General features: G+C 72.4%; 24 protein-coding genes and 1 pseudogene. 17 read left to right on the forward strand and 8 right to left on the reverse strand.

Annotation, left to right across the window (positions count from 1 at the left end; genetic code table 11):
• Position 1: 1 nt before the first annotated feature.
• Genes ACIPPM_RS02090 through ACIPPM_RS02100 form a run of 3 tightly spaced genes read right to left on the reverse strand, consistent with a single transcriptional unit; the run spans position 2 to position 3,594 of the window.
• Positions 2-802, reverse strand: coding sequence for a hypothetical protein (locus ACIPPM_RS02090; RefSeq protein WP_401442038.1), 801 nt, complete (start codon positions 800-802; stop codon positions 2-4).
• Positions 802-2,067 carry a VWA domain-containing protein gene (locus tag ACIPPM_RS02095; protein WP_401442040.1) on the reverse strand — a complete coding sequence of 422 codons (1,266 nt, stop codon included), beginning with the start codon at positions 2,065-2,067 and terminating at the stop codon, positions 802-804. Before ACIPPM_RS02095 ends, ACIPPM_RS02090 begins: the two co-directional genes overlap by 1 nt.
• A 9-nt stretch (positions 2,068-2,076) precedes the next feature.
• Positions 2,077-3,594 carry an IucA/IucC family protein gene (locus ACIPPM_RS02100; protein WP_401442042.1) on the reverse strand — a complete coding sequence of 506 codons (1,518 nt, stop codon included), beginning with the start codon at positions 3,592-3,594 and terminating at the stop codon, positions 2,077-2,079.
• 104 nt (positions 3,595-3,698) lie between these two features.
• On the opposite strand from ACIPPM_RS02100, the gene ACIPPM_RS02105 reads away from it, so the two are divergent.
• Complete coding sequence (locus ACIPPM_RS02105; RefSeq protein WP_401442044.1) at positions 3,699-5,210, forward strand: IucA/IucC family protein; 1,512 nt, start codon at positions 3,699-3,701, stop codon at positions 5,208-5,210.
• Positions 5,211-5,238: 28 nt separating this feature from the next.
• Here the strand turns inward: ACIPPM_RS02105 and ACIPPM_RS02110 are convergent.
• Both ACIPPM_RS02110 and ACIPPM_RS02115 read right to left on the reverse strand, forming a co-directional pair.
• Positions 5,239-5,346, reverse strand: a pseudogene (locus tag ACIPPM_RS02110) (CsbD family protein); the annotation flags it as partial.
• A gap of 12 nt (positions 5,347-5,358) precedes the next feature.
• A complete protein-coding gene (locus ACIPPM_RS02115) occupies positions 5,359-6,597 on the reverse strand; it encodes an aromatic acid exporter family protein (RefSeq protein WP_401442046.1) in 1,239 nt (412 codons plus the stop codon).
• Between the two features lie 385 nt (positions 6,598-6,982).
• Here ACIPPM_RS02115 and ACIPPM_RS02120 point away from each other — a divergent pair, with 385 nt between their 5' ends.
• The 12 genes from ACIPPM_RS02120 to ACIPPM_RS02175 all read left to right on the forward strand — a co-directional run bounded on the left by ACIPPM_RS02120 (position 6,983) and on the right by ACIPPM_RS02175 (position 13,727).
• Positions 6,983-7,282 carry a gas vesicle protein gene (locus tag ACIPPM_RS02120; RefSeq protein WP_401442048.1) on the forward strand — a complete coding sequence of 100 codons (300 nt, stop codon included), beginning with the start codon at positions 6,983-6,985 and terminating at the stop codon, positions 7,280-7,282.
• 40 nt (positions 7,283-7,322) lie between these two features.
• Positions 7,323-7,769: a gas vesicle structural protein GvpA gene (locus ACIPPM_RS02125; protein WP_401442050.1), complete on the forward strand. Its 447-nt coding sequence runs from the start codon at positions 7,323-7,325 to the stop codon at positions 7,767-7,769.
• A 5-nt stretch (positions 7,770-7,774) separates the two neighbouring features.
• On the forward strand, positions 7,775-8,497 hold the full coding sequence (locus tag ACIPPM_RS02130; RefSeq protein WP_401442052.1) for a GvpL/GvpF family gas vesicle protein: 723 nt from the start codon (positions 7,775-7,777) through the stop codon (positions 8,495-8,497).
• A 7-nt stretch (positions 8,498-8,504) separates the two neighbouring features.
• A complete protein-coding gene (locus ACIPPM_RS02135) occupies positions 8,505-8,762 on the forward strand; it encodes a gas vesicle protein GvpG (protein ID WP_401442054.1) in 258 nt (85 codons plus the stop codon).
• Positions 8,763-8,799: 37 nt separating this feature from the next.
• A complete protein-coding gene (locus ACIPPM_RS02140) occupies positions 8,800-9,378 on the forward strand; it encodes a hypothetical protein (protein WP_401442056.1) in 579 nt (192 codons plus the stop codon).
• Complete coding sequence (locus ACIPPM_RS02145; RefSeq protein WP_401442058.1) at positions 9,371-10,474, forward strand: SRPBCC family protein; 1,104 nt, start codon at positions 9,371-9,373, stop codon at positions 10,472-10,474. Before ACIPPM_RS02140 ends, ACIPPM_RS02145 begins: the two co-directional genes overlap by 8 nt.
• A 38-nt stretch (positions 10,475-10,512) precedes the next feature.
• Complete coding sequence (locus ACIPPM_RS02150; protein ID WP_401442060.1) at positions 10,513-10,941, forward strand: gas vesicle protein; 429 nt, start codon at positions 10,513-10,515, stop codon at positions 10,939-10,941.
• Positions 10,941-11,756 carry a GvpL/GvpF family gas vesicle protein gene (locus ACIPPM_RS02155; protein WP_401442062.1) on the forward strand — a complete coding sequence of 272 codons (816 nt, stop codon included), beginning with the start codon at positions 10,941-10,943 and terminating at the stop codon, positions 11,754-11,756. Before ACIPPM_RS02150 ends, ACIPPM_RS02155 begins: the two co-directional genes overlap by 1 nt.
• A complete protein-coding gene (locus ACIPPM_RS02160; RefSeq protein WP_401442064.1) occupies positions 11,746-11,955 on the forward strand; it encodes a gas vesicle protein in 210 nt (69 codons plus the stop codon). Before ACIPPM_RS02155 ends, ACIPPM_RS02160 begins: the two co-directional genes overlap by 11 nt.
• A gap of 23 nt (positions 11,956-11,978) precedes the next feature.
• The gene (locus tag ACIPPM_RS02165) at positions 11,979-12,380 is read left to right on the forward strand and encodes a gas vesicle protein K (protein ID WP_401442066.1); all 402 of its coding nucleotides are present in this window, start codon (positions 11,979-11,981) and stop codon (positions 12,378-12,380) included.
• Positions 12,381-12,517: 137 nt separating this feature from the next.
• Complete coding sequence (locus tag ACIPPM_RS02170) at positions 12,518-13,429, forward strand: HipA family kinase (protein WP_401442068.1); 912 nt, start codon at positions 12,518-12,520, stop codon at positions 13,427-13,429.
• 10 nt (positions 13,430-13,439) lie between these two features.
• Positions 13,440-13,727: a SelT/SelW/SelH family protein gene (locus ACIPPM_RS02175; protein ID WP_401442070.1), complete on the forward strand. Its 288-nt coding sequence runs from the start codon at positions 13,440-13,442 to the stop codon at positions 13,725-13,727.
• Positions 13,728-13,733: 6 nt separating this feature from the next.
• Here ACIPPM_RS02175 and aceB read toward each other — a convergent pair whose 3' ends face one another.
• Together aceB and ACIPPM_RS02185 are read right to left on the reverse strand one after the other, a co-directional pair.
• Positions 13,734-15,356: a malate synthase A gene (gene aceB / locus ACIPPM_RS02180; protein WP_401442072.1), complete on the reverse strand. Its 1,623-nt coding sequence runs from the start codon at positions 15,354-15,356 to the stop codon at positions 13,734-13,736.
• Positions 15,357-15,421: 65 nt separating this feature from the next.
• Positions 15,422-16,048 carry an NTP transferase domain-containing protein gene (locus tag ACIPPM_RS02185; protein ID WP_401442074.1) on the reverse strand — a complete coding sequence of 209 codons (627 nt, stop codon included), beginning with the start codon at positions 16,046-16,048 and terminating at the stop codon, positions 15,422-15,424.
• A 276-nt stretch (positions 16,049-16,324) separates the two neighbouring features.
• Between ACIPPM_RS02185 and allB the strand changes: the two genes are divergently transcribed.
• From allB to ACIPPM_RS02205, 4 genes are all read left to right on the forward strand, one after another.
• Positions 16,325-17,644: an allantoinase AllB gene (gene allB / locus ACIPPM_RS02190; protein WP_401442076.1), complete on the forward strand. Its 1,320-nt coding sequence runs from the start codon at positions 16,325-16,327 to the stop codon at positions 17,642-17,644.
• 32 nt (positions 17,645-17,676) lie between these two features.
• The gene (alc, locus tag ACIPPM_RS02195; protein WP_401444124.1) at positions 17,677-18,813 is read left to right on the forward strand and encodes an allantoicase; all 1,137 of its coding nucleotides are present in this window, start codon (positions 17,677-17,679) and stop codon (positions 18,811-18,813) included.
• Positions 18,814-18,900: 87 nt separating this feature from the next.
• Positions 18,901-19,509 carry a dihydrofolate reductase family protein gene (locus ACIPPM_RS02200; RefSeq protein WP_401442078.1) on the forward strand — a complete coding sequence of 203 codons (609 nt, stop codon included), beginning with the start codon at positions 18,901-18,903 and terminating at the stop codon, positions 19,507-19,509.
• A gap of 139 nt (positions 19,510-19,648) precedes the next feature.
• Complete coding sequence (locus tag ACIPPM_RS02205) at positions 19,649-20,044, forward strand: ribonuclease domain-containing protein (protein ID WP_401442080.1); 396 nt, start codon at positions 19,649-19,651, stop codon at positions 20,042-20,044.
• Between the two features lie 75 nt (positions 20,045-20,119).
• On the opposite strand, the gene ACIPPM_RS02210 is transcribed toward ACIPPM_RS02205, so the two are convergent.
• On the reverse strand, positions 20,120-21,142 hold the full coding sequence (locus tag ACIPPM_RS02210; protein ID WP_401442082.1) for a Gfo/Idh/MocA family oxidoreductase: 1,023 nt from the start codon (positions 21,140-21,142) through the stop codon (positions 20,120-20,122).

The following is a 21,142-nucleotide window of genomic DNA, read 5'->3' on the forward strand; positions in this document are numbered from 1 at the left end:
GTCAGGCGCCCGGTGGGACGTACGCCGGGCGGCCCCGGCCGCGGGTCAGCGCGTAACCGCCGATGCCCGCGAGCGCGGCCAGGACGCCGCCGACGGCGGTCCACACCCAGCGGCTGGACCACCAGTGCGAGGACCAGCCGTCGTCCGGCTCGATCGCGGAGAGCACGGCCGACTTCGAACCGTCTTTCTGCGCCTCGGACTTGACCGCGATGCCGGGGACCAGCGGCTTGCCCAGCGAGCCGTCCACGGCCGCCGCGCCGCCGATGTTCTTCGAGTCCACGCGGACTTCGGCCCGCACCGGCAGGCCGAGGTCGGCGGAGCCGAGGTTCAGCACCGTCAGGCGGACGTAGTAGGTGCCGGGCAGCGGGTCGTTGGCCCACGGCTCGGACCAGGCGCGCACCGTGCGCAGCACGCAGGCCAGTTCGACCGTGGCCGAGCCCTGCTCGGCGGTGCGGGTGGCCGCGCCGTACTGGCAGGACTGGTGGCGGCGCAGGCCGTCGTAGACGTCGAGCTGCCAGGTCTGCGCGGCGTGCGAACCCGGCAGCTTCACCGTCGCCTTGATGGTCGGGCGCTGGCCGGTGTCGGCCGGGAAGGACCAGTACAGGTAGTCACCGGTGGACGCGGAGGCGGTGGCCGTCCGGCCCTGATCCATCTCGGCCGCCGTACGGAAGGACGTGCCCGCTTGGGTGGGGGCCTTGCCGTCCGCCGACGCGCTCGGGGAGGGGGAGGAGTCGGCCGCGGCGGGGACGGCGGCCAGACCCAGCGTCAGCAGGGCCGCGCTCAACACACGTATCGCACCCATCAGTTCGTCCTCCAGACCGCGACCCGCCAGCGGGACAGCCAGCCCCACAGCAGACCCGCGACGAAACCGGTCAGCACCAGCGCGGCCAGCAGCCACCAGCCACGGCCGAGGCCGAAGGAGGCCACGTCGGAGGCGGCGGAGGGGCCGTCCACCACGTCGACCGTCAGCTCCAGCGGCATGCCCGGCGTGGTCTTCACGCCGGGGGTGGCCGAGAAGGAGTTGGTCACCTGGAGGCAGACCGTCTCCGGGGTCGCGGTGTCGTCGTCGGACTCGGGCTTCGGGTAGCGCAGGCCGGTGGAGATCGCGTCGGTACGGCCGGTGCCCGCGCCCTCGCCGCGGACGATCTCGCGGCCGTGCTGGGTCACCGCCCGCATCAGCACACCGTAGTTGGGGTTCGTGGCGCGGTCGTCGGCGACGCTCACCGAGGCGCGCAGCTCCTGGCCGGGCTGGACGTCGACCTTGTACCAGCGCTGCTTGCCGAACTCCTCGCGGTCCGTGTACAGACCGGACTTGAGCGCGGGAGCCCCGGCACAGGCGTCGGTGCCCTCGGTGGCCACCGGCGTCACCACCGGATCGGCGGCCCGCTCGACCAACTGGCCGACCCGGTCCGTCAGTTCTTCCTTGTGCTGCACGGAGGTGTACGTGCCGCCCGTGGCGTCCGCGATGCAGCTGAGCTGGTCGCGGGTCTTGGCGTCCGGCACCAGGCCCAGGGTGTCGATGGTCAGGCCGATGCCCTTGGCGGCTATCTCGCGGGCCACCTGGCACGGGTCGAGCGGCTGGCAGGTGTCCTCGCCGTCGCTGATCAGGACGATCCGGCGGGTGCCGTCACCGTTCCCGAAGTCGTCGGCCGCCTTCAGCAGCGCCGGGCCGATGGGCGTCCAGCCGGTCGGCGTCAGCGTGGCCACCGCGGTCTTCGCCTCGGTGCGGTCCAGCGGGCCGACCGGATACAGCTGTGCGGTGTCCTTGCAGCCCGTTCTGCGGTCGTTGCCGCGGTAGTTGGCGCCCAGGGTGCGGATGCCGAGCTCCACCTCCTCGGGCGTCGCGTCGAGCACCTCGTTGAACGCCTGCTTGGCCGCCGCCATCCGGCTGCCGCCGTCGATGTCGCGGGCCCGCATGGAACCGCTGACATCCAGGACGAGTTCGACCTTCGGAGCGGGCTGCGGCTCGGTCTCGTCCGCTGCGGCCCCGCCGGGAGACGCGATCCCGGCCGCCAGGGCGGCGAGCAGGGCGCAGACGCCCGCCGCCAGCCGTTGTCTTCTGATCATCGGCGGATCTTATTGATCGTACGTGTCGGGCTCCAAAACGAAGGGGGTGGGCAGCTCCGTCCACAGGTCGCCGGGGGTCTCCGGGGACAGCCTCATCAGGGTCAACGCCTTTACGGGCAGCGGACTTTCACAGAGTGCGGCCAGGTCGGGCGTACGGGGCAGATCCGGCAGCGCGGCCCGCAGCGCGGCACCCAGCGCCGGACCGGAACCCGCCGTCGCGGCGAGCGCGCCCCCGACCAGCGAACCGAACAGCTTGCGACGCAGGGTGAGTTCGTCGTCCGTGACCAGACGTCCCGTCAACTCGGGCACGGCTATACCGTTCCGGGCCAGCCGGGCGGGGCTGATGCGGATGTCGGCCAGATCGCGGTAGATCAGGCGCAGCGGGGTGTCGTCCGGCGCCAGCACCACCAGGAGGTTCTGGCCGTGCGCCTCCAACGCCACCCCCAGCTCCAGCAGACGCAGCCCCGCCGTGAGCGCGAGCCGGGTGAACGCGGCCAGCCAGTCCGGGGATTCGGGCAGGGACGTGGTGGCCAGCGCGGCCACCGGCAGCACCCGCTCGCCCGGACCCGCGTACGCCTCCGGCGACTCGCGCAGCAGTACCGCCAGATCCGGGGAGTGGGCCGTGGCCGCGCCCAGCGTGTGCGTGATGTCCAGCAGCCCGTCCATCCGCCCGACCAGCTCCGCCGCGAGCACCGAGAGCGCCGCCGACGCCTGGACCGAGTAGGCGGAGATGTCCCGCACCGAGGAGGTCAGCCGGGCGCTCAGCGCGGTCTTCACATGCGGTCCGCCGGGCAGCGCCAGGGTGCGCAGCGACATCAGCGGATGCGCCGGACGCCACGGCTCGGCGGTCCGCTTGAGCACATGCGCCGCCTGCCACGGATGCACCGGGAACAACAGGTCGGCCCCGGCACGCAGTTCGGCCGGCCACTCGCCCGACACCAGGCACTCTGCCGCCGGAACCGCCACCGTGCCCAGCTCCACCACCGGCCGGTGCTCCGGGCCGTACGCGAGCTGGTCGGCCACCGAGAAGCCGGGCCGGGAACGGCAGTTGGGGTGGAACGGATGCCCGTCCACCACCCGCTGCTCCCACTCCCAGTCCCGCTCCGGCCACGCCGCCCCCGGCTCCGCCGCCCCGGCGCGGGACAGCGCCAGCGAGGCCACGCTGTTCGCCAGCTCGGCGGCGAACGCGGCCGCGTGCGGCACCGCGAGGTCCGTCATCAGCCGCGCGGGGTCCGCGTACCGCTCCCGGTCGAGGCGCACCCCGGTGACGCGGTCGCCGGTCGCGTACGGGTCCGAGCGCGGGCCGTGCAGCGCCCGGCCGTCCGCCAGCCGTACCGTCAGCCCATGCGCTCCCGCCGTCCGGGCCGCGACCCAGGGCAGCGGCTCGTGCGCCAGCGCCCGCCACAGCCGGGTCAGCACCGCCGCTCGGGCTCCCGGCAGCGCGGCCGTGTAGCGGTCGCGCAGGGCGGGCCGTACGACGGCCAGCTCCTCGGCGACCTCGGCCTCGGCGGTGGGAGAGTGGTACACGGTCGGCTCCTCGGGGACTGGCAGCTCAGGGCACGATTGTCGGATACCGCAGACTGGGTGAGCACGGTCGGCCCCCCGGACCGGCCACAGCACGACGAGAACGAGTGGAACGCGTGGACCTCAAGCCCCCGACCGACGCCGATGCCCGGCGCGCCGACGCCTACGCGTCGGCGCCGCTGCTGAACTGCCTGCTGCGCGAGGTGGCCCAGCCGGTCCCGGACGCCGGTGAGCGGCCCGCGTACCGGCTGCCCGGCACCGGCCGACTGCTCCGGGTGCGCCCCGGCCGCCGCCCGGCCGACCCCGAGGTGCGCGTCGACGGCGCCTGGCACTCCCTGACCCACGCCGAACTGGTCAAACTCGTCGCCGGGGAACTGCGCGCCCACACCGGGCTGCCGGGCGACGACCTGCCCGCCGAGATGCTGGACAGCCGCGACACCGTCGCCGCCCTGCTCGCCGCCCGCGCCCGTACCCTCGCCCCCGAGGACCTGTATCTGCGCTCCGAGCAGTCGCTGCTCACCGGCCACCCGCACCACCCGGCACCCAAGGCGCGCGGCGGCGGTCCCGTCGCCAGCTGGCTGCCGTACGCCCCCGAGGCGCACGCCCGGTTCCCGCTGGTGCTGCTCGGGGTCCGTGAGGACCAGGTCGTCGAGGAGGGCGACACCAGCGCCCTGGACGCCCTCGGCACCGCCCCGCCCGGCTACCGGCTGCTGCCCGCCCACCCCTGGCAGCTGGACCTCCGCGCCCGCGAACTCGCCCCCGCCTTCGCCGACCGGCGCCTGATCCGGCTGGGCACCACCGAGTCCGTGGTCTGGCCGACGGCGGCCGTGCGCACCGTGTACGAACCCGCCCGCGACCTGTTCCTGAAGTTCAGCCTGGACGTCCGCATCACCAACGACATCCGCCGACTGTGGCGCCACGACCTGGAGAAGCTCGGCCGCACCGACACCGCCGCCCGTGAAGCCTTCGCCGCGATGGGGCCGCCCGCCGCCTGGCTGAGCGACCGGGGCTACCGCACAGCCGCGTTCGCCTTCGAGGAACTCGCCGCCCTGGTCCGCGACGGCCTGCGCGGCCACCTGCTGCCCGGCGCCACGCCCCTGCTCGCGGCCGGGCTCGCCGAGGGCTTCGACGGCAGCCCGCTCGCCACCACGCCCGATCCGGACGCCTGGTGGGCCGCCTATCTGCGCCAGGTCGTGCCGCCCGCGCTCCGCGCCTTCGACGAGCACGGTGTCGTGCTGGAGGCACACCTGCAGAACACCCTGGTCGCTGTCGACGCCTCCGGCACCCCCGTACAGGCGCTGTTCCGGGACGCCGAGGGCGCCAAGCTGCTGCCCGACGTGACCCGCGAGGCCGGGTGGGAGCGGCTGGTGTACTGCCTGCTCGTCAACCACCTCACCGAGATCGCCGCCGCCCTCGCCGAACACCACCCCGGCCTCGACCCCTGGCCCGCTGTCCGCACCGAGCTGTCCCGCCACCCCCTCCCGGAGATCCCGGCCCTGCTCACCGCGCCCACCCTGCCCGGCAAGACCAACCTCCTGCTGCGCTGGACCGGCGCGGACGGCGCGGACGCCCGTTACCTGCCGCTGCCGAACCCGCTGCGGGAAGCTACGGGCGGCTGAACGACGAAGGACGGCGTGCGCCGGAGGATCAGTCCTCCGCGGCGCCCTTCAGCTTCTCCTCGGCCTGGCGGGCGTCGCCCGTGACCTGCTCGGCGCGGCCCTCGGCGGTCAGCCGCTCATGGCCCACCGCGCGACCTCCGGCGGCCCCTCACGGCTCGGCCGGCAGGGCTACCGGGACGGCCGCCTCGGGCAGCCAGGATCGCCACGGGGCCTCGTGGAGCGAGTGAACGGGCAGGTGATCAGCGGGACGCGCCTCGGTCAGGTCCCTTAGCAGGCGGTCGAGTTCACGGACCAGTCCGCCGAGCGGCGCGGTGCTGGCGTCGTCGTGGTCGGCGTTCCACTCGGCGAGCCGCCCATGTGCCTGCCAGGCCCAGTTCAGGACCTCGTCGCGGTCCAGCTCTCCGGCGGGGCAGTCACCGCCGAGGGAGACGCAGTCGCATTCGCAGACCTTGGCCATCGCGTGCAGCAGCTCCGTCAGATCGGCCCGCACCGCGACGGGCAGCGGACGCAGCCACACCCGGTCGCCCACCGCGTCCGCCAGCACCCTGGTCACCGTCGACAGATGGTCCGTGAGCCGCTCCCAGACCGTGTCCCAGTCGGAGGACGGAATCCGCGGGCCCTGTCGGCGCATCCGGCGTACGGGATTGAGGAGGTCCCCCTCCCGCTGCCAGCGCCGTGCGCCGCGTACCTCGTCCAGCAGCCGCGGCAACCGCTCGGCACGGCTGTGCCACTCACGGGCCTGGGCCGCGTCGTACTCCTCGGCCACCTCCGCGCCGATGTCGGACAGCAGCCGGGCGGTGCTGCGGGGGAGCCGGTAGAGCGTGTCGCGGGCGTGGCGGAGATGGACGGGCGGCAGCACCAGCGCGTTGACCGCGATCCCGATCACGGCCCCGATCAGTGTCTCCAGCAGCCGGTATCCGATGTCCGCGGTGCTGAACGATCCGTAGACCAGCACGAACAGCGCCGTCGTGGACGCGTACACGCCCTGGTCGTCGAAGCGTGAGTGACCGCCCAGCAGCATCGTCACGGGCAGCACCAGCGCCATCGCCGCGACGGTGTCGCCCGTCACGGCGAAGGCCAGCGCCGCCAGCAGGGTGCCGCCCCCGATCAGTACGAACTGCTGTATCCCCGCCCTGACCGAGCGGTAGACGGTGCTCTGCACCAGCACGACGGCGGTCCAGGGCGCCATCAGGGCCAGCGGGCCGCCCCACCAGACGCCTGCCACCAGCCAGGCCAGCACGGCAGCACCGGCCGCCTTCACCGCCTGGACCACGAGATCGCGTTCGCGGCCCTGGCCGGCCAGCGCCGCCCGGACCGCCCGGTACGCCTCCTCGGTCTCCCGGCGCACCCGGCTCCCGATCCTGGACGCAGTGGACACAGTGCTCATCACGGGGCGGTTCCTCCGGCTGTTCCATCGACCATGAACGCGTCGGCGCTGGTGGCCGCGTGGGGTGCGATGCCGGCGGGGCCGACTGCCCCGGGGGTCAGCGTGACGCATCGCCGCAGGTGCCCGCCGACCGGCGACTGACGCCTCCCGACCGGACGTGTTCCGATGTGGCACAGCCCACTCTCCTGGAGTTCATAAATTGCACTCGCACAGGTTCCGGAAGAGATGAGTCGGGCATTCGCGGCTGCAGGAAAGGCATGCATGGGACGCGCTGGGAGCACCACGTTCAAGAACTGATGGCAATTCAGTTTATGACGTGTTCGCTCATGCCGCTCATTCATTCCGTTCAGTCCCTCCCGACCCCGTACCAGCAGAGGAACGCACCATGACCTCATCCGCGCAGAGCCGGACGGACCAGGGTTCGCGGCGCATGTCGGCCGTCGAGGCCGCCCGTGAGGCGTCGGCCCAACTCTCCGAACTCGTGGGCCGGGAACCGTACGCGGTGACCTCGCTCCGCCCCAGCGACGACGGGTGGACGGCCGACGTCGAGGTGACGGAGATCGAGCGGGTCCCGGACACCGCGAGCGTCATGGCCACCTACCACGTGGAACTCGACCGGGAGGGACGGCTCATGGCCTATGACCAGACGAAACGCTACTCCAGGGGGCAGACCGAGCGGCGCTGACGCCGCTCGAGTCCAGCCCCGAACCAAGGAAGGAGACGGCATGAGTGTCGTACAGCAGTCGAGCGCTCCCGCGGCCCAGGGCGGCGGCGGGGGTGGCACCCTCTACGACGTCATCGAGCTGATCCTCGACAAGGGACTCGTCATCGACGCGTTCATCCGCGTGTCCCTGGTCGGCATCGAGATCCTCAAGGTCGACGTCCGCGTGGTGATCGCCAGCGTCGACACCTACCTCCGGTTCGCCGAGGCGTGCAACCGGCTCGATCTGGAGTCCGGAAGCAAGCAGCCGAGCAAGCTGACCGACGTCATGGGGGAAATCACGGAGAAGGGCGCCAAAGGAAAATCAAAAGGCGCACTGACAGGGGCCGTTGAGGCGTTTGCTGATTCCGTTCAGCAAGGCAGGGAGAAGTCCGAGGACGCGGAGGCCGAGCGGCCCCGCAAGACCACGTCCTCCGCGAGCCGTCGCACCAGCCGAAGCAAGGAGGACTGACCACCATGGCCACCTATGTGTACGCCATCACCTCGGCGCGGCACCCGCTGCGCCTGGCGGAGCTGCGCGGTGTGGGACCCGAGGGAAGCGACCTGCGCGTCGTCTCCTCCGAGGAGCTGAGCGCCGTCGTCAGCTCGGCGCCCGAAGGACTGCGGGCCAAGAGGCGCGACCTCGCCGCCCACGAGGAGGTACTGCGACGGCTCACCACCGACGGCGCGGCGCTGCCCATGCGCTTCGGCCTCGTCGGCCCCGACGACGACCAGGTCGTCGCCGCCCTGCGGGAGAACGAGGACACCTACCTGCGTCGGCTGGAGGAGCTGGACGGCCGGGTGGAGTTCAACCTCAAGGTCGCCCGCGAGGAGGACGACCTGCTGCGCGAGATCCTCGGCGACAACGCCGAGGTGCGTCGGCTGAACGAGGAGACGCGCCGGGACACGGGTGCGCACGACGCGCGCGTGCGGCTCGGGGAGCTCATCTCCCAGGAGATGGAGGAGCGTCGGCGCGCCGCCGGTGCGGAGATCCTCGCCGCGCTGACACCCGCCGCCGTACGGACGGCCCGCGCCGAGGCGGCGTCCGGGCACTTCCTCAACCTGTCCTTCCTGGTGGAACGCGACGGCGAGGAGGCCTTCACCCGGGCCGTGCACCAGGACGCGGAGTCCCGGGGCGACACCTACACCTACTACCTGCACGGACCGTTGCCCGCGTACAGCTTCGTCCAGGAGGGGTGAAGCAGCCGTGGGGCTGTTCGGCCAGTTGGTGACCCTGCCGCTCGCGCCGCTGCGCGGAGCGGTCTGGGTGGCCGGCCAGGTGGCCGAGACCGCCGAGCGCGAGTACTACGACCCCGCTCCCGTGAAGTCCGCGCTCGTCCGTCTGGAACAGGACCTGGTCGAGGGGCGGATCACCGCCGAGGAATTCGACCGGCGCGAGGACGAGCTGCTGGACCGGCTCGACGAGCTGGAGCAGTACCAGAGGCGGCTCGACGCACGTCGCTGAGCCGCGACACCCACTACCGGGCACGAGGTGCACACGCATGATGACGAACGCCAAGATCGGGACCGCCCTGGTCGGGGGGTACCTGCTGGGACGCACCAAGAAGGCGAAGCTGGCCATCGGGCTCGGCATGTTCCTGGCGGGCAAGAAGCTCAGCCTGGACCCGCAGCAGCTCGGCCGGCTCGTCGCCGGCAGTCCGCTGCTCAGCGGCCTCACCGAGCAGGTCCGCGACGACCTCCTGACGGCCACCAGGTCCGCGGCGAGCACCGCGCTGACCAGCCGCGTCAACCAGCTCTCCGAGTCCCTGAGCGAGAAGGCCCACGCTCTGCGGGAGCCCGCGGGCGCCGCCGGGGACAAGGACCCCGAGGACGAGTACGAGGACGAGGGCGAAGCTCCCGACGACGAGGACGCGCCCGCCGAACCCCGTCGCCGCCGTAGCTCCGGGGCCCGGTCGGAGACCCGCGCCGCACGCGGTGCGAAGTCGGCGTCCTCGGGTTCCGGGACCGCCCGGAGCGGCGGCGCGAAGACCCGTGGCACGAAGGGCACGGCGCGCACCGCGAAGGCGGCGCCCGCCTCACGTCCCGCCCGCAAGCAGCGCCAGGAGAGCGACCGTGGCTGACTCGAACATCACCCGGTTCACCAAGGACCTCCGCGAACACCCCGCAGCGGAGCGCCTCAAGGACGAACTGCACGGCTACGTCCAGGCGCGTGCCGAGCACGCCGTCGCCGAACTCGGACGCAGGCTCGGCGAGCAGGTGACGCGGCTGGGCACACCGGGCCAGGGCGGCACCGGCGGTCTGGTGAAGGCGCTCCGCACGGGCGGCCGGGCACTCGGTGCGGGCAAGTCACCGGCCCGCAGCGCGATGACGGCCGGCTCCGAGTACGTGAAGCACGCCCTCAAGGAGAAGATCAAGGGCGGCTCCGGCAAGGCGGCCGGCGGCGGGACGAGCCGGTCGGTCCTGATCAGCGAGGACATCGACGTCGGCGTGCCCGTGCGCGAGGCGTACGACCAGTGGACGCAGTTCCAGGAGTTCAGCACCTTCGCCAAGGGTGTCGTCAATGTGGACAAGGTGGACGGCACGTCCGGCAACTGGACGGTCAAGGTCGCCAAGTCGACGCGCAGTTGGCAGGCGAACGTCACCGAGCAGATACCCGACCGGCGGATCTCCTGGACCACCGAGGGCGCCAAGGGCACCGTCAAGGGTGTGGTGACGTTCCACCGCATCACCGACGACCTCACCAGGGTCCTGCTGGTGCTCGAGTACTTCCCGAAGGGGCTGTTCGAGAAGACCGGCAACATCTGGCGGGCTCAGGGGCGTCGCGCCCGCCTGGACCTGAAGCTGTTCCGCAAGTTCATCATGATGCGCGGCGAGGCCACCGACGGCTGGCGCGGCGTCATCCAGGACGGCGAGGTCGTCGTCGACCACGAGGAGGCCCTTGCCGGGGAGGAACACGCGGAGGACACCGACGACCACCCGGAGGCCGACGGCCCGGACGACGAGTGGGACGACGAGGACGCCGAGGACGGCGAGGAGGACGAGGACGCCTGGGACGACGAGGAGGACGAGTACGACGACGACCCGGACGCGGACGGCGAGTTCCTCGACGACAGCGATGACGACATCGACGCCGACGTGGATGTCGACCAGGACGCCGACGAGGCCCCCGAGGACGACGTATCCCGTACCCGGCGCGGCTCCCGGGCCCGTCGCTGACCCGATCGCCGGCCTGATCCGGGAGGAGAGCCACCCGCATGTCCGAATCATTCGCAGCCCGCATGGCGCCGTCCCCGGCGTCCGCCCCCGGCCCGCAGGGCTCGTCGGCCAACCTGGCGGACATTCTCGAACGCGTCCTCGACAAGGGCGTGGTCATCGCGGGCGACATCCAGATCAACCTGCTCGACATCGAACTGCTCACCATCAAGCTGCGGCTCCTCGTCGCCTCCGTCGACAAGGCCAAGGAGATGGGCATCGACTGGTGGGAGCACGACCCCTCGCTCTCCTCCCGGGCCCGGCGCCCGGAGAGCGTCCCCGCGCGTGACCCGGACCCGTCGCCCCGGTCCGACCGGGACGAGATCGAGCGACTGCGCGCCGAGGTCGCCCGGCTGCGCGAGCAGACGGGCGGCACGGCGCCCGCCGGGAAACACGGCGGCAGCACCCCATCGGCCGAGGAGGACGAGTGATGACCGCAGGTACCGGCACCGGGTCCCTGGTGTACGTGTACGCGGTGGCCCGCGACGATGCCGCCCTCGCCGAGCGGGCACCCCGCCTCGGCGGTCTGGGAACGGCACCCAGGCTCCTGACCACCGGCGGCCTCGCGGCCCTGGTCTCCGACGTACCGGAGGAGGAGTTCGGTACGGACGCGCTCACCCGTCAACTGGAGGACCTGGACCGTCTGGAGACGATCGCCCGGGCCCACCACGGCCTCATCGAGTCCGCCGCCGCGCACACCACGGTCCTGCCCCTGCGGATGACCACGGTGTACCGCGACGAGACCCGCGTCCGCGAGGTTCTCACCGAACGCGCCGACGCGTTCACCGAGGCGCTCGCCCGCCTCCAGGGACATGTCGAACTCGGCGTGAAGGTCTTCGCCGAGCCGGACGACGTCCAGGAGGAGATCCGCCCCGAGGCGGGTGACGCCGAGGAGGCGAGCCCCGGCCGCGCCTATCTCCAGCGCCGTCGCGCCCAGCGCCACCGGCGCCGGGACACCTACGAAGCCGCCGGTGCCACGGCCGGCCGGGTCGCGCGGTCCGCCGCCGGGCTGGCCCGTGCCACGGTGAGTCATCGTGTGCAGCAGGGCGCCCTCGCCACCTCGCGCGGCGAGAACGTCGCCAACGACGCGTATCTCGTCCCCGCCGCCGAAGCCGACCGGTTCCGTTCCGCGATGGCGGAGCTGAGCGCGCCGGAGCGGGGCGTGCGCGTCGAGGTGACGGGGCCCTGGGCTCCGTACTCCTTCACCGACTGGGCCCAGTCCCCGCAGGACCGCCATGTCCGGTGACCTCGCCGCAGCGGGGTTCGGTGACGACTGGCCCGCCGGCCGGCAGGTGGCCCTCGTCGACCTCCTCGACCGGCTGCTCACCGGCGGAGCCGTGCTCACCGGCGATCTCGTGCTGTCGATCGCCGAGGTCGACCTAGTCAGGATCAACCTCCGGGCCGTCATCCACTCCATCACACCCGACTCTCCGGCCCCCTGGTGACCGGACGGGAAAGAGGCCCCGCAATGTCCGCACCCGACACCGCCGACAGCCCGTTCCCCGCCGGTCTGGCCGAAGTGGCCCAGGCGGCCGCGGGCGCCTTCGGGCTGACACCCGCCGGTGACCACGACACGGCCGGCCGGCGCGGTGTTCCCGAGCGGCTCGACACGGACCCCGACACCGTCGAACGGGACCTGATCAAGCTCGTGCTCACCATCGTCGAACTGCTGCGGCAGCTCATGGAACGCACCGCCCTGCACCGCGTCGACCAGGGCGACCTCAGCGAGGAGCAGGAGGAGCGGGTGGGGATGACCCTCATGATCCTCCAGGACCGGATGTCCGAGCTGTGCGACCGGTACGGCCTCACCATGAGCGATCTCAACCTGGACCTCGGCCCCCTCGGTTCGCTCCTGCCCCGACAGGACTGACGGGCGGGCATCCCGGTGACCGCTGCCGGGCCGGGGCCGACGGCGACCGAATATGCTCACCTCATGCCGGAGGCCGCAGGCTGGGAGCAGGGGCGGGAGCGCCGCAGACGGACCGCCGGGCAGCGAGGAGGATGGCAATGAGAGAGGTCACCGCGACCCGCTACGTCGAGCCACTGCGCACCGGCGGCTCCGTACCCGCCGTCGTCGAGGCCGACGACCTCGGTACCTACGTCGTGAAGTTCACCGGCTCCGCGCAGGGCCGCAAGGCGCTCGTCGCCGAGGTGATCGTCGGCGAGCTGGCCCGCGCCCTCGGCCTGCGCTTCCCCGAGCTGGTGCTCGTGCACTTCGACCCCGCCGTGGCCGACGACGAGCCGCACCAGGAGGTACGCGACCTGCACGGCGCCAGCGCGGGCGTCAACCTCGGCATGGACTACCTGTCGGGCGCCCGCGACCTCGCCCCCGAGCTGGCCCGGCACTTTCCGGTGGACCCGCTGGAGGCGGGCCGGATCGTCTGGCTGGACGCCCTCACCGCCAACGTGGACCGCACCGTCCACAGCTCCAACCTCATGGTCTGGCCGACCTTCGGCACCGCGCCCCCGCGCCTGTGGCTCATCGACCACGGCGCCGCCCTCGTCTTCCACCACCGCTGGGACACCACGAACCCCGGCCGGAAGTACGACTTCCGCCACCACGCGCTCGGCCAGTACGGCCCCGACGTGCGCGCCGCCGACGCCGAGCTGGCCCCGAAGGTCACCGGGGAGCTGCTGCGCGGCATCCTCGCCGAGGTGCCCGACGCCTGGCTCGCCGACGACCCCGCCTTCGCCACCCCCGACGAGGCCCGCGCCGCCTACGTCGACCACCTGCTGGCCCGCGTCCGGCTCTCCGCCGAGTGGCTGCCCACCGACTTCCCCGACCGCGCGGAACTCGCCGCCGAGGAGGCCGCCCGCGCCGAGCGGTCCCAGCGGGGGCGCCCGGACTGGCTCAAGCGGGTCCCCGACCTGCACGGACGTCCGGCGGCGGAACAGGACTGGTCGGTACACCTGGGATGAAAGGATCTTCGTGAGTCACCGAGTCGAGATCGAGTACTGCACCCAGTGTCGCTGGCTGCCCCGCGCGGCCTGGCTGGCGCAGGAGCTGCTCACCACCTTCGAGACCGAGCTGGAGGCCTTGGCGCTCAAGCCCGGCACCGGCGGCGTCTTCGTCGTCCGGGTGGACGGCGAGCCCGTCTGGGACCGCCGTGAGCAGGGCTTTCCCGAGCCCACGGCGGTCAAGCGGCTGGTGCGCGACCGGGTGGCGCCGGAGCGGTCCCTCGGCCACTCCGACAAGGTCGGTCAGTCCGACACGTGAGCGTGCTCAGCCGGTGAGGTGCCGGTAGGCGGGAAGGGTGAGGAAGTCGGCGTACTCCTCGTCCAGCGCCACTGTCAGCAACAGGTCGTGCGCCTCCTGCCAGTGCCCGGCGTCGAAGGCCTCCGCGCCGATCTCCGCGCGCACCGCCGCCAGCTCGGCGGCGGCCAGCGAGCGGGCCAGCTCGGGGGTGGCGCGCTCGCCGTTCTCGAACACGACGCCCGCGGCGATCCACTGCCAGATCTGCGAGCGGGAGATCTCGGCGGTGGCCGCGTCCTCCATCAGGTTGAAGATGGCCACCGCGCCGAGCCCGCGCAGCCACGCCTCGATGTACCGGATGCCGACCTGCACCGCGTTGACCAGCCCCGCGTACGTCGGTTTCGCGTCCAGCGAGGCGACGTCGATCAGGTCGGCCGCCTCCACGCGCACGTCCTCACGCAGCCGGTCCTTCTGGTGCGGGCGGTCGCCGAGCACCTTGTCGAAGGACTCCATGGCGATCGGCACCAGATCCGGGTGAGCCACCCAGGAACCGTCGAAGCCGTCGGCCGCCTCACGGTCCTTGTCCGCCCGCACCTTCTCGAACGCCACCTTGTTGACCTCGGCGTCCTTGCGGGACGGGATGAACGCCGCCATCCCGCCGATCGCGTGCGCGCCCCGCTGGTGGCAGGTGCGGACGAGGAGTTCGGTGTACGCGCGCATGAACGGCGCGGTCATCGTGACCAGGTTGCGGTCCGGCAGCACGAACTCCGGCCCGCCGTCACGGAAGTTCTTCACGATGGAGAACAGATAGTCCCAGCGTCCCGCGTTCAACCCCGAGGCATGGTCGCGGAGTTCGTAGAGGATCTCGTCCATCTCGTACGCGGCCGTGATCGTCTCGATCAGCACGGTGGCCCGTACGGTGCCCTGAGGGATGCCGAGTTGGTCCTGCGCGAAGACGAACACGTCGTTCCACAGCCGGGCTTCGAGGTGGGACTCGGTCTTCGGCAGGTAGAAGTACGGGCCCTTGCCCAGCTCCAGCAGGCGGGCGGCGTTGTGGAAGAAGTACAGGCCGAAGTCGACCAGGGCGCCCGGGATCGGCTCCCCGTCGGCGCCCACGAGGTGCCGCTCGTCCAGGTGCCAGCCGCGCGGCCGCGTCACGACCGTCGCCAGTTCCTCCTGCGGACGCAGCGCGTACGACTTGCCGGTGCGGGCGTCGGTGAAGTCGACGCGCCCGGCGTAGGCGTCGGTCAGGTTGAGCTGGCCGAGGATCACGTTCTCCCAGGTGGGGGAGGAGGCGTCCTCGAAATCGGCGAGCCAGACCTTGGCGCCGGAGTTGAGCGCGTTGACCGTCATCTTGCGGTCGGTCGGCCCGGTGATCTCCACCCGGCGGTCCTGCAGCGCGGGCGGCGCGGGGGCGACCCGCCACGAGTCGTCGGCCCGTACCCCGGCCGTCTCGGGCAGGAAGTCCAGGGTGCCGGTGCGGGCGATCTCGGCGCGGCGCTCGGTCCGGCGGGCCAGGAGTTCGTTCCGGCGCGGGGTGAACCGCCGGTGCAGTTCCGCGAGGAAGTCCAGCGCCGGGCCGGTGAGGACCTCCTCCTGCCGGGGGAGCGGCTCGGCGTCGACGACGACCGGCGGGGACGCGGGTGCGGACATGAGCGGTCACTTCCTCCGTGGCGGACGGGTCGGACTGGGCAGCGTAATTTCCTGATCGCCGAAGCTCAATGGGCCCCGCCGGGGCGCAGCCTGCCGAGGTCGGCCCGAGTGTCGATGTCGTACGGCTCGGCCACGTCCCCGCACTCCACGAGCCGGATCTCGGCGGAGTGCCGCCGCAGATACTCCCGCGCCCCCTGATCACCCCGCGCGGCGTCGGCCACACCGGCCCAGTGGACGGCCCCCAGGAGGACCGGGTGGCCCCGCCTCCCGTCGTACGCGGCCGACACGAGGGAGGTCTCGCCGGTGAACGCGTCCAGCACCCGTGCGTACGCCTCGGGGCCGATGCCCGGCTGATCGACGAGGCTCACGAGAGCGCCGCGCGTGTCCGTACCCGCGAGGGAGTGCAGGCCGACGCGGAGGGAGGACCCCATGCCTTCGCCCCAGCCGGGGTTGTCCACGAGCACGCATCCGCTCAACTCGGCCTGTGCGCGCACCTCTTCGACTCCCGCTCCGAGCACCACGTGCACGCGGGCACACCCGGCCTCCCACAGGGCACGCGCCGCCCGCTCGACCAGCGGGGCGCCGTCGTGCCGCAGGAGGGCCTTGGGATGCCCGCCGAGCCGCCGCCCACCTCCGGCGGCGAGCAGGAGCCCGGCGACTTGGGGGTGGCGGGGGGTTCGGTCGGGTCTCATGGGGACCAGGATGCCGGGACACGGACGGGCAAGGGGCGTCCGGCGCGTCTCGGCGTCCCACGAACCGCCCCGTGCGACATGCGGCGACACTCACAGGCAACCCCGCGAACACCCCTCCCCCGCTCCGGCCGCGCGGCCCCAGCGCCTGGCACCCTTGACTCGTGGGGGAGCGTCCGGCAAGACTCCTTCAACAGAACGTTGAATTCCGTTACATGGGTGTAAATCCCGTTTCCTGGACGTGAACGGCCGGGAGGCGAACGACGGAGAGGGGTCCGGGTGTCCGACGCCGAACTGGCACTGCGCTCCACGCGTGTCATCACCCCGGAGGGAGCGCGGCCCGCGACGGTCACCGTCGCCGACGGGACGATCACGGCCGTCCTGCCGTACGAGGCGGAGGTCCCGGCCGTCGACCTCGGCGACGACGCCCTGCTGCCCGGCCTGGTCGACACGCACGTGCATGTCAACGACCCCGGCCGCGCCGAGTGGGAGGGCTTCTGGACCGCGACCCGCGCGGCGGCGGCCGGGGGTATCACCACGCTCGTCGACATGCCGCTGAACTCCCTGCCGCCGACCACCACGGTCGACCACCTGCGGGTGAAGCGGGCGGCGGCCGAGGGGCGCACCCATGTCGACGTCGGCTTCTGGGGCGGCGCACTGCCGGGCAACGTCAAGGACCTCCGCCCGCTGCACGAGGCCGGGGTGTTCGGGTTCAAGGCGTTCCTCTCGCCGTCCGGCGTGGACGAGTTCCCGCATCTGGACGGCGCCCAACTGGCCCGGTCCCTGGGTGAGATCGCCGGATTCGGTGGGCTGCTGATCGTGCATGCCGAAGACCCGTCCCACCTCACGGACGCCCCCGCCGGACCGGCGTACGCGGGCTTCCTCGCCTCCCGCCCGCACGCGGCCGAGACCGACGCCATCGCCCAACTGCTCGATCTGGCACGGCGGTTGGACGCGCGCGTACACGTACTCCATCTCTCCTCCGCCGCCGCGCTTCCGCTGATCGCCGCCGCCCGTGCGGACGGCGTCCGTGTCACCGTGGAGACCTGTCCGCACTACCTCACCCTGAGCGCTGAGGAAGTCCCGGACGGGGCGAGCGAGTTCAAGTGTTGTCCGCCCATCCGTGAGGCCGCCAACCGGGACCTGCTCTGGCGGGCGCTCGCGGACGGCACCATCGACTGCGTCGTCACCGACCACTCGCCCTCCACCGCCGACCTCAAGACACCGGACTTCGCCACCGCCTGGGGCGGCATCTCCGGCCTCCAGCTGAGCCTCCCGGCGATCTGGACCGAGGCGCGCACCCGCGGACACCAACTCACCGACGTGGTGCGCTGGATGTCCGCCCGGACCGCCGCGCTCGCCGGTCTCGACCGCAAGGGCGCCATCGCGCCCGGCCGGGACGCCGACTTCGCCGTCCTCGCCCCGGAGGACACCTTCACCGTCGACCCGGGCCGCCTCCAGCACCGCAACCCGGTCACCGCGTACGCCGGGAAGACCCTGCACGGCGTGGTGCGGTCCACCTGGCTGCGCGGCGAACAGGTGTACAGCCAGGGCGAGTTCACCGAGCCCCGGGGCCGTCTGCTCACCCGTGGCGGCTGAGCCCCGAGAAACCCCCGCCGAAAGGACCCCCGATCACCGTGACGGCGCAGCACCCCCCCACCCCGCCCCACTTCACCGGCGACGCGGCTCCCTACGGCGGCGGCGACCCCTACGCGGACTACCGCACCGCCGACTTCCCCTTCACCCACCACCCCGACCTCGCCGACCGACGCCTCGGGGCCGGAGTGATCGCCGCCAACGACGAGTTCTTCGCCGAGCGGGAGAACCTGCTGCTGCCGCACCGCGCCGAGTTCGAGCCCGGCCGCTTCGGCCACAAAGGCAAGATCATGGACGGCTGGGAGACCCGCCGCCGACGCGGTACGAGCGCCGAGGAGCCCTGGCCGGGCGCCGACGACCACGACTGGGCGCTGATCCGGCTCGGCACGCCCGGCGTGATCCGGGGGATCGTCGTGGACACCGCGCACTTCCGGGGCAACCACCCGCAGGCCGTGTCCGTCGAGGCGACCTCGGTGCCCGGCACCCCGTCCCCCGAGGAGCTGCTCGGCGACGGGGTGAAATGGACGACGCTCGTCCCGCGTACCCCGGTCGGCGGCCACGCGGCGAACGGCTTCACCGTCTCCGCGCCCCAGCGCTTCACCCACCTGCGGCTGAACCAGCACCCGGACGGCGGTGTCGCCCGGCTGCGCGTGCACGGCGAGATCGTCCCGGACCCGACGTGGCTGGCGGCGCTCGGCACCTTCGACGTGGCCGCGCTGGAGAACGGCGGCCGGGCCGAGGACGCCTCCGACCGCTTCTACTCCCCGGCCGCCAACACCATCCGGCCCGGCCGCTCCCAGCGGATGGACGACGGCTGGGAGACCCGGCGCCGCCGCGACCGGGGCCACGACTGGATCACGTACCGGCTGACCGGGCAGGCGAGCATCCGGGCCGTCGAGATCGACACGGCGTACCTGAAGGGGAACAGCGCGGGCTGGGCGTCCGTGTCGGTGCGGGACGGCGAGAGCGGTGAGTGGACGGAGATCCTGCCGCGCACCCGGCTCCAGCCGGACACCAACCACCGCTTCCCGCTCCCGGCCCCCGTCGTCGGCACGCACGCGCGCGTGGACATCCACCCGGACGGCGGCATCTCCCGGCTGCGCCTCTTCGGCTCCCTCACCGAGTCCGGCGCGAGCCGCCTGGCCGCGCGGTACCGGGAACTGGACGGCTGAGGGGTGCCGGGGGGACCGATGAGTTGCGGTCCCGCGCGGGGTCTGCACCGTTGACAGCACGACCCCGCACCCGGAAGAAGGCACCTCATGGGCAAGCTCGTCTCCACCGTCTTCGTCTCGCTCGACGGCGTGTACCAGGCCCCCGGCGGCCCCGAGGAGGACACCAGCGGCGGCTTCGGCCAGGGCGGCTGGACCTTCCCGTACGCCGACGACGACTTCGGCGGCTTCGTCGACGAGAGCTTCGGCCGGGTCGGCGCCTTCCTGCTCGGCCGTCACACCTACGAGATCTTCGCCGGGTACTGGCCGAAGGTGACCGACCCCGGGAACCCGGTCGCGGCCAAGCTGAACGCGCTGCCGAAGTACGTCGTCTCCGCGACCGTCGAGAACCCCGAGTGGGCCGGTACCACCGTGCTCTCCGGCGACCTCGGCAAGGAGGTCCAGGCGCTGAAGGAGCGCACCGAGGGTGAGCTCCAGATCCACGGCAGCGGGGCGCTGGTCCGGGCGCTGGTGAACCTCGGGCTGATCGACACCCTGCACCTGCTGACCTTCCCCGTCGTGCTCGGCGAGGGGCGCCGCCTGTTCGTGGAGGGAGCCGTCCCCACCCGCTTCCGGCACACGGGCGGCAAGGTCACCGGCAAGGGCGTCTCCATCCAGTCGTACGACCTCGACGGCCGCCCCGAGTACGGGTCCTTCTAGTCGGTCGACGGGACGTCAACAGGAGCCCGAACAGCTCCTGTTGGCGCAGGTTAACTCCGTGGGAACTCATCGGACCTACCGGGAAAATCCACATCTTCGTCATTGACATGAACGCGTCTACGCGCGTCATCATGGAGCCATGAGAATCCCCCCACGGACCACTCGTATCGGCGCAGCGGCGGCCCTCCTCTCCGCCCTCCTCGTCGGCGGCACCGTCTCCGCCACCACCGCGGACGCGGCCACCGCGTCGGTCGGCAGCATCTGCTACGGCGCCCTGCCGTCCCAGGCGCACGACACCCTCGACCTCATCGCGCAGGGCGGCCCCTACCCCTACTCCCAGGACGGCGTGGTCTTCCAGAACCGCGAGGGCGTCCTCCCGAGCCAGTCCTCCGGGTACTACCACGAGTACACGGTCAAGACCCCCGGCGAATCCACCCGGGGCGCCCGCCGGATCGTCACGGGTCAGGAGACCCGGGAGGACTACTACACCTCCGACCACTACGCCACGTTCGACCTCGTCGACTACGGCTGCTGACACCCCCGTTCGACCCGCCCCGCGACTCTTCCCCCCACATCAGGGGTCGCGGGGCGGGGTCATGTCCGGGGCGGCTCAGATGTAGGAGGGCTCCACCCGGCCCGGAACCTCCGCCAGGGCCACCGCTCTTCGTTCGTGGCGGGAGATCTCGCAGGCTTCGGCGACGCGGAGGGCCTGCAACGCCTGCCAGCCGTCGCAGGGGTTGGGGCGTTCGCCGCGCACCACGTCGACGAAGGCGCAGAGTTCGGACTCGTAGGCGGTGCCGAAGCGTTCGAGGAAGCCGGGCCAGGGTTTGTCGGCCGGGGGAGGGCCCGTCGGTTCGGTGGAGGCGATCGGGGTGCGGTCATCCAACCCCACGACGACCGTGTCGAGTTCGCCGGACAGCTCCATGCGTACGTCGTAACCGGCGCCGTTGAGGCGGGTCGCGGTCGCCGTGGCCAGGGTGCCGTCGTCCAGGGTGAGCAGGGCCGCGCCGGTGTCGACGTCACCGGCCTCGCGGAACATCGGGGGACCGGCGTCCGAGCCGGTCGCGTACACGTCGACCACCTCGCGGCCGGTGACCCAGCGCAGGATGTCGAAGTCGTGGATCAGGGTGTCCCTAAACAGGCCGCCGGACAGCGGCAGCCACGCGGGCGGGGGCGGGGACTGGTCGGAGGTCAGGGCGCGCACGGTGTGCAGCCGCCCGAGCCGGCCCGAGCGCACCGCCTCACGGGCGCCCGCGTACCCCGCGTCGAAGCGCCGCTGGAAGCCCATCTGGAGCACGGTCCCGGCCGCCGCGACCTCGGCGAGCGCGTGCAGGGTGCCGGGCAGGTCGAGCGCGATCGGCTTCTCGCAGAACACCGGCAGCCCTGAGCGGGCCGCGCGGCCGATCAGCTCCGCGTGCGCCGCCGTCGCCGTGGTGATCACCACCGCGTCCACGCCCCAGTGGAACACCTCGTCCACGCCCGGCGCCGCCGTCTCGCCCAGCCGGTGCGCCAGCTCCTGCGCGCGTAACGGATCGGAGTCCGTCAGGATCAGTGATCCGACCTCCCGGTGGCGGCTCAGTGTGTTGGCGTGGATGGCCCCGATGCGGCCTGTCCCGATGACCCCGATGCGCAT

It is taken from the genome of Streptomyces sp. NPDC090119, from assembly GCF_044747085.1.
Classification (GTDB): domain Bacteria; phylum Actinomycetota; class Actinomycetes; order Streptomycetales; family Streptomycetaceae; genus Streptomyces.

Excerpts from the sequence above, each read along its gene's own strand:
- ACIPPM_RS02140 (WP_401442056.1), top strand. The coding sequence starts at position 8,800 with ATGATGACGAACGCCAAGATCGGGACCGCCCTGGTCGGGGGGTACCTG.
- ACIPPM_RS02200 (WP_401442078.1), top strand. The coding sequence starts at position 18,901 with ATGGGCAAGCTCGTCTCCACCGTCTTCGTCTCGCTCGACGGCGTGTAC.
- ACIPPM_RS02170 (WP_401442068.1), top strand. The coding sequence starts at position 12,518 with ATGAGAGAGGTCACCGCGACCCGCTACGTCGAGCCACTGCGCACCGGC.
- aceB (WP_401442072.1), bottom strand. The coding sequence starts at position 15,356 with ATGTCCGCACCCGCGTCCCCGCCGGTCGTCGTCGACGCCGAGCCGCTC.
- ACIPPM_RS02155 (WP_401442062.1), top strand. The coding sequence starts at position 10,941 with ATGACCGCAGGTACCGGCACCGGGTCCCTGGTGTACGTGTACGCGGTG.
- ACIPPM_RS02185 (WP_401442074.1), bottom strand. The coding sequence starts at position 16,048 with ATGAGACCCGACCGAACCCCCCGCCACCCCCAAGTCGCCGGGCTCCTG.
- ACIPPM_RS02160 (WP_401442064.1), top strand. The coding sequence starts at position 11,746 with ATGTCCGGTGACCTCGCCGCAGCGGGGTTCGGTGACGACTGGCCCGCC.
- ACIPPM_RS02130 (WP_401442052.1), top strand. The coding sequence starts at position 7,775 with ATGGCCACCTATGTGTACGCCATCACCTCGGCGCGGCACCCGCTGCGC.
- ACIPPM_RS02125 (WP_401442050.1), top strand. The coding sequence starts at position 7,323 with ATGAGTGTCGTACAGCAGTCGAGCGCTCCCGCGGCCCAGGGCGGCGGC.
- ACIPPM_RS02095 (WP_401442040.1), bottom strand. The coding sequence starts at position 2,067 with ATGATCAGAAGACAACGGCTGGCGGCGGGCGTCTGCGCCCTGCTCGCC.
- ACIPPM_RS02210 (WP_401442082.1), bottom strand. The coding sequence starts at position 21,142 with ATGCGCATCGGGGTCATCGGGACAGGCCGCATCGGGGCCATCCACGCC.
- ACIPPM_RS02115 (WP_401442046.1), bottom strand. The coding sequence starts at position 6,597 with ATGAGCACTGTGTCCACTGCGTCCAGGATCGGGAGCCGGGTGCGCCGG.
- ACIPPM_RS02150 (WP_401442060.1), top strand. The coding sequence starts at position 10,513 with ATGTCCGAATCATTCGCAGCCCGCATGGCGCCGTCCCCGGCGTCCGCC.
- ACIPPM_RS02165 (WP_401442066.1), top strand. The coding sequence starts at position 11,979 with ATGTCCGCACCCGACACCGCCGACAGCCCGTTCCCCGCCGGTCTGGCC.
- ACIPPM_RS02090 (WP_401442038.1), bottom strand. The coding sequence starts at position 802 with ATGGGTGCGATACGTGTGTTGAGCGCGGCCCTGCTGACGCTGGGTCTG.
- ACIPPM_RS02205 (WP_401442080.1), top strand. The coding sequence starts at position 19,649 with ATGAGAATCCCCCCACGGACCACTCGTATCGGCGCAGCGGCGGCCCTC.
- ACIPPM_RS02120 (WP_401442048.1), top strand. The coding sequence starts at position 6,983 with ATGACCTCATCCGCGCAGAGCCGGACGGACCAGGGTTCGCGGCGCATG.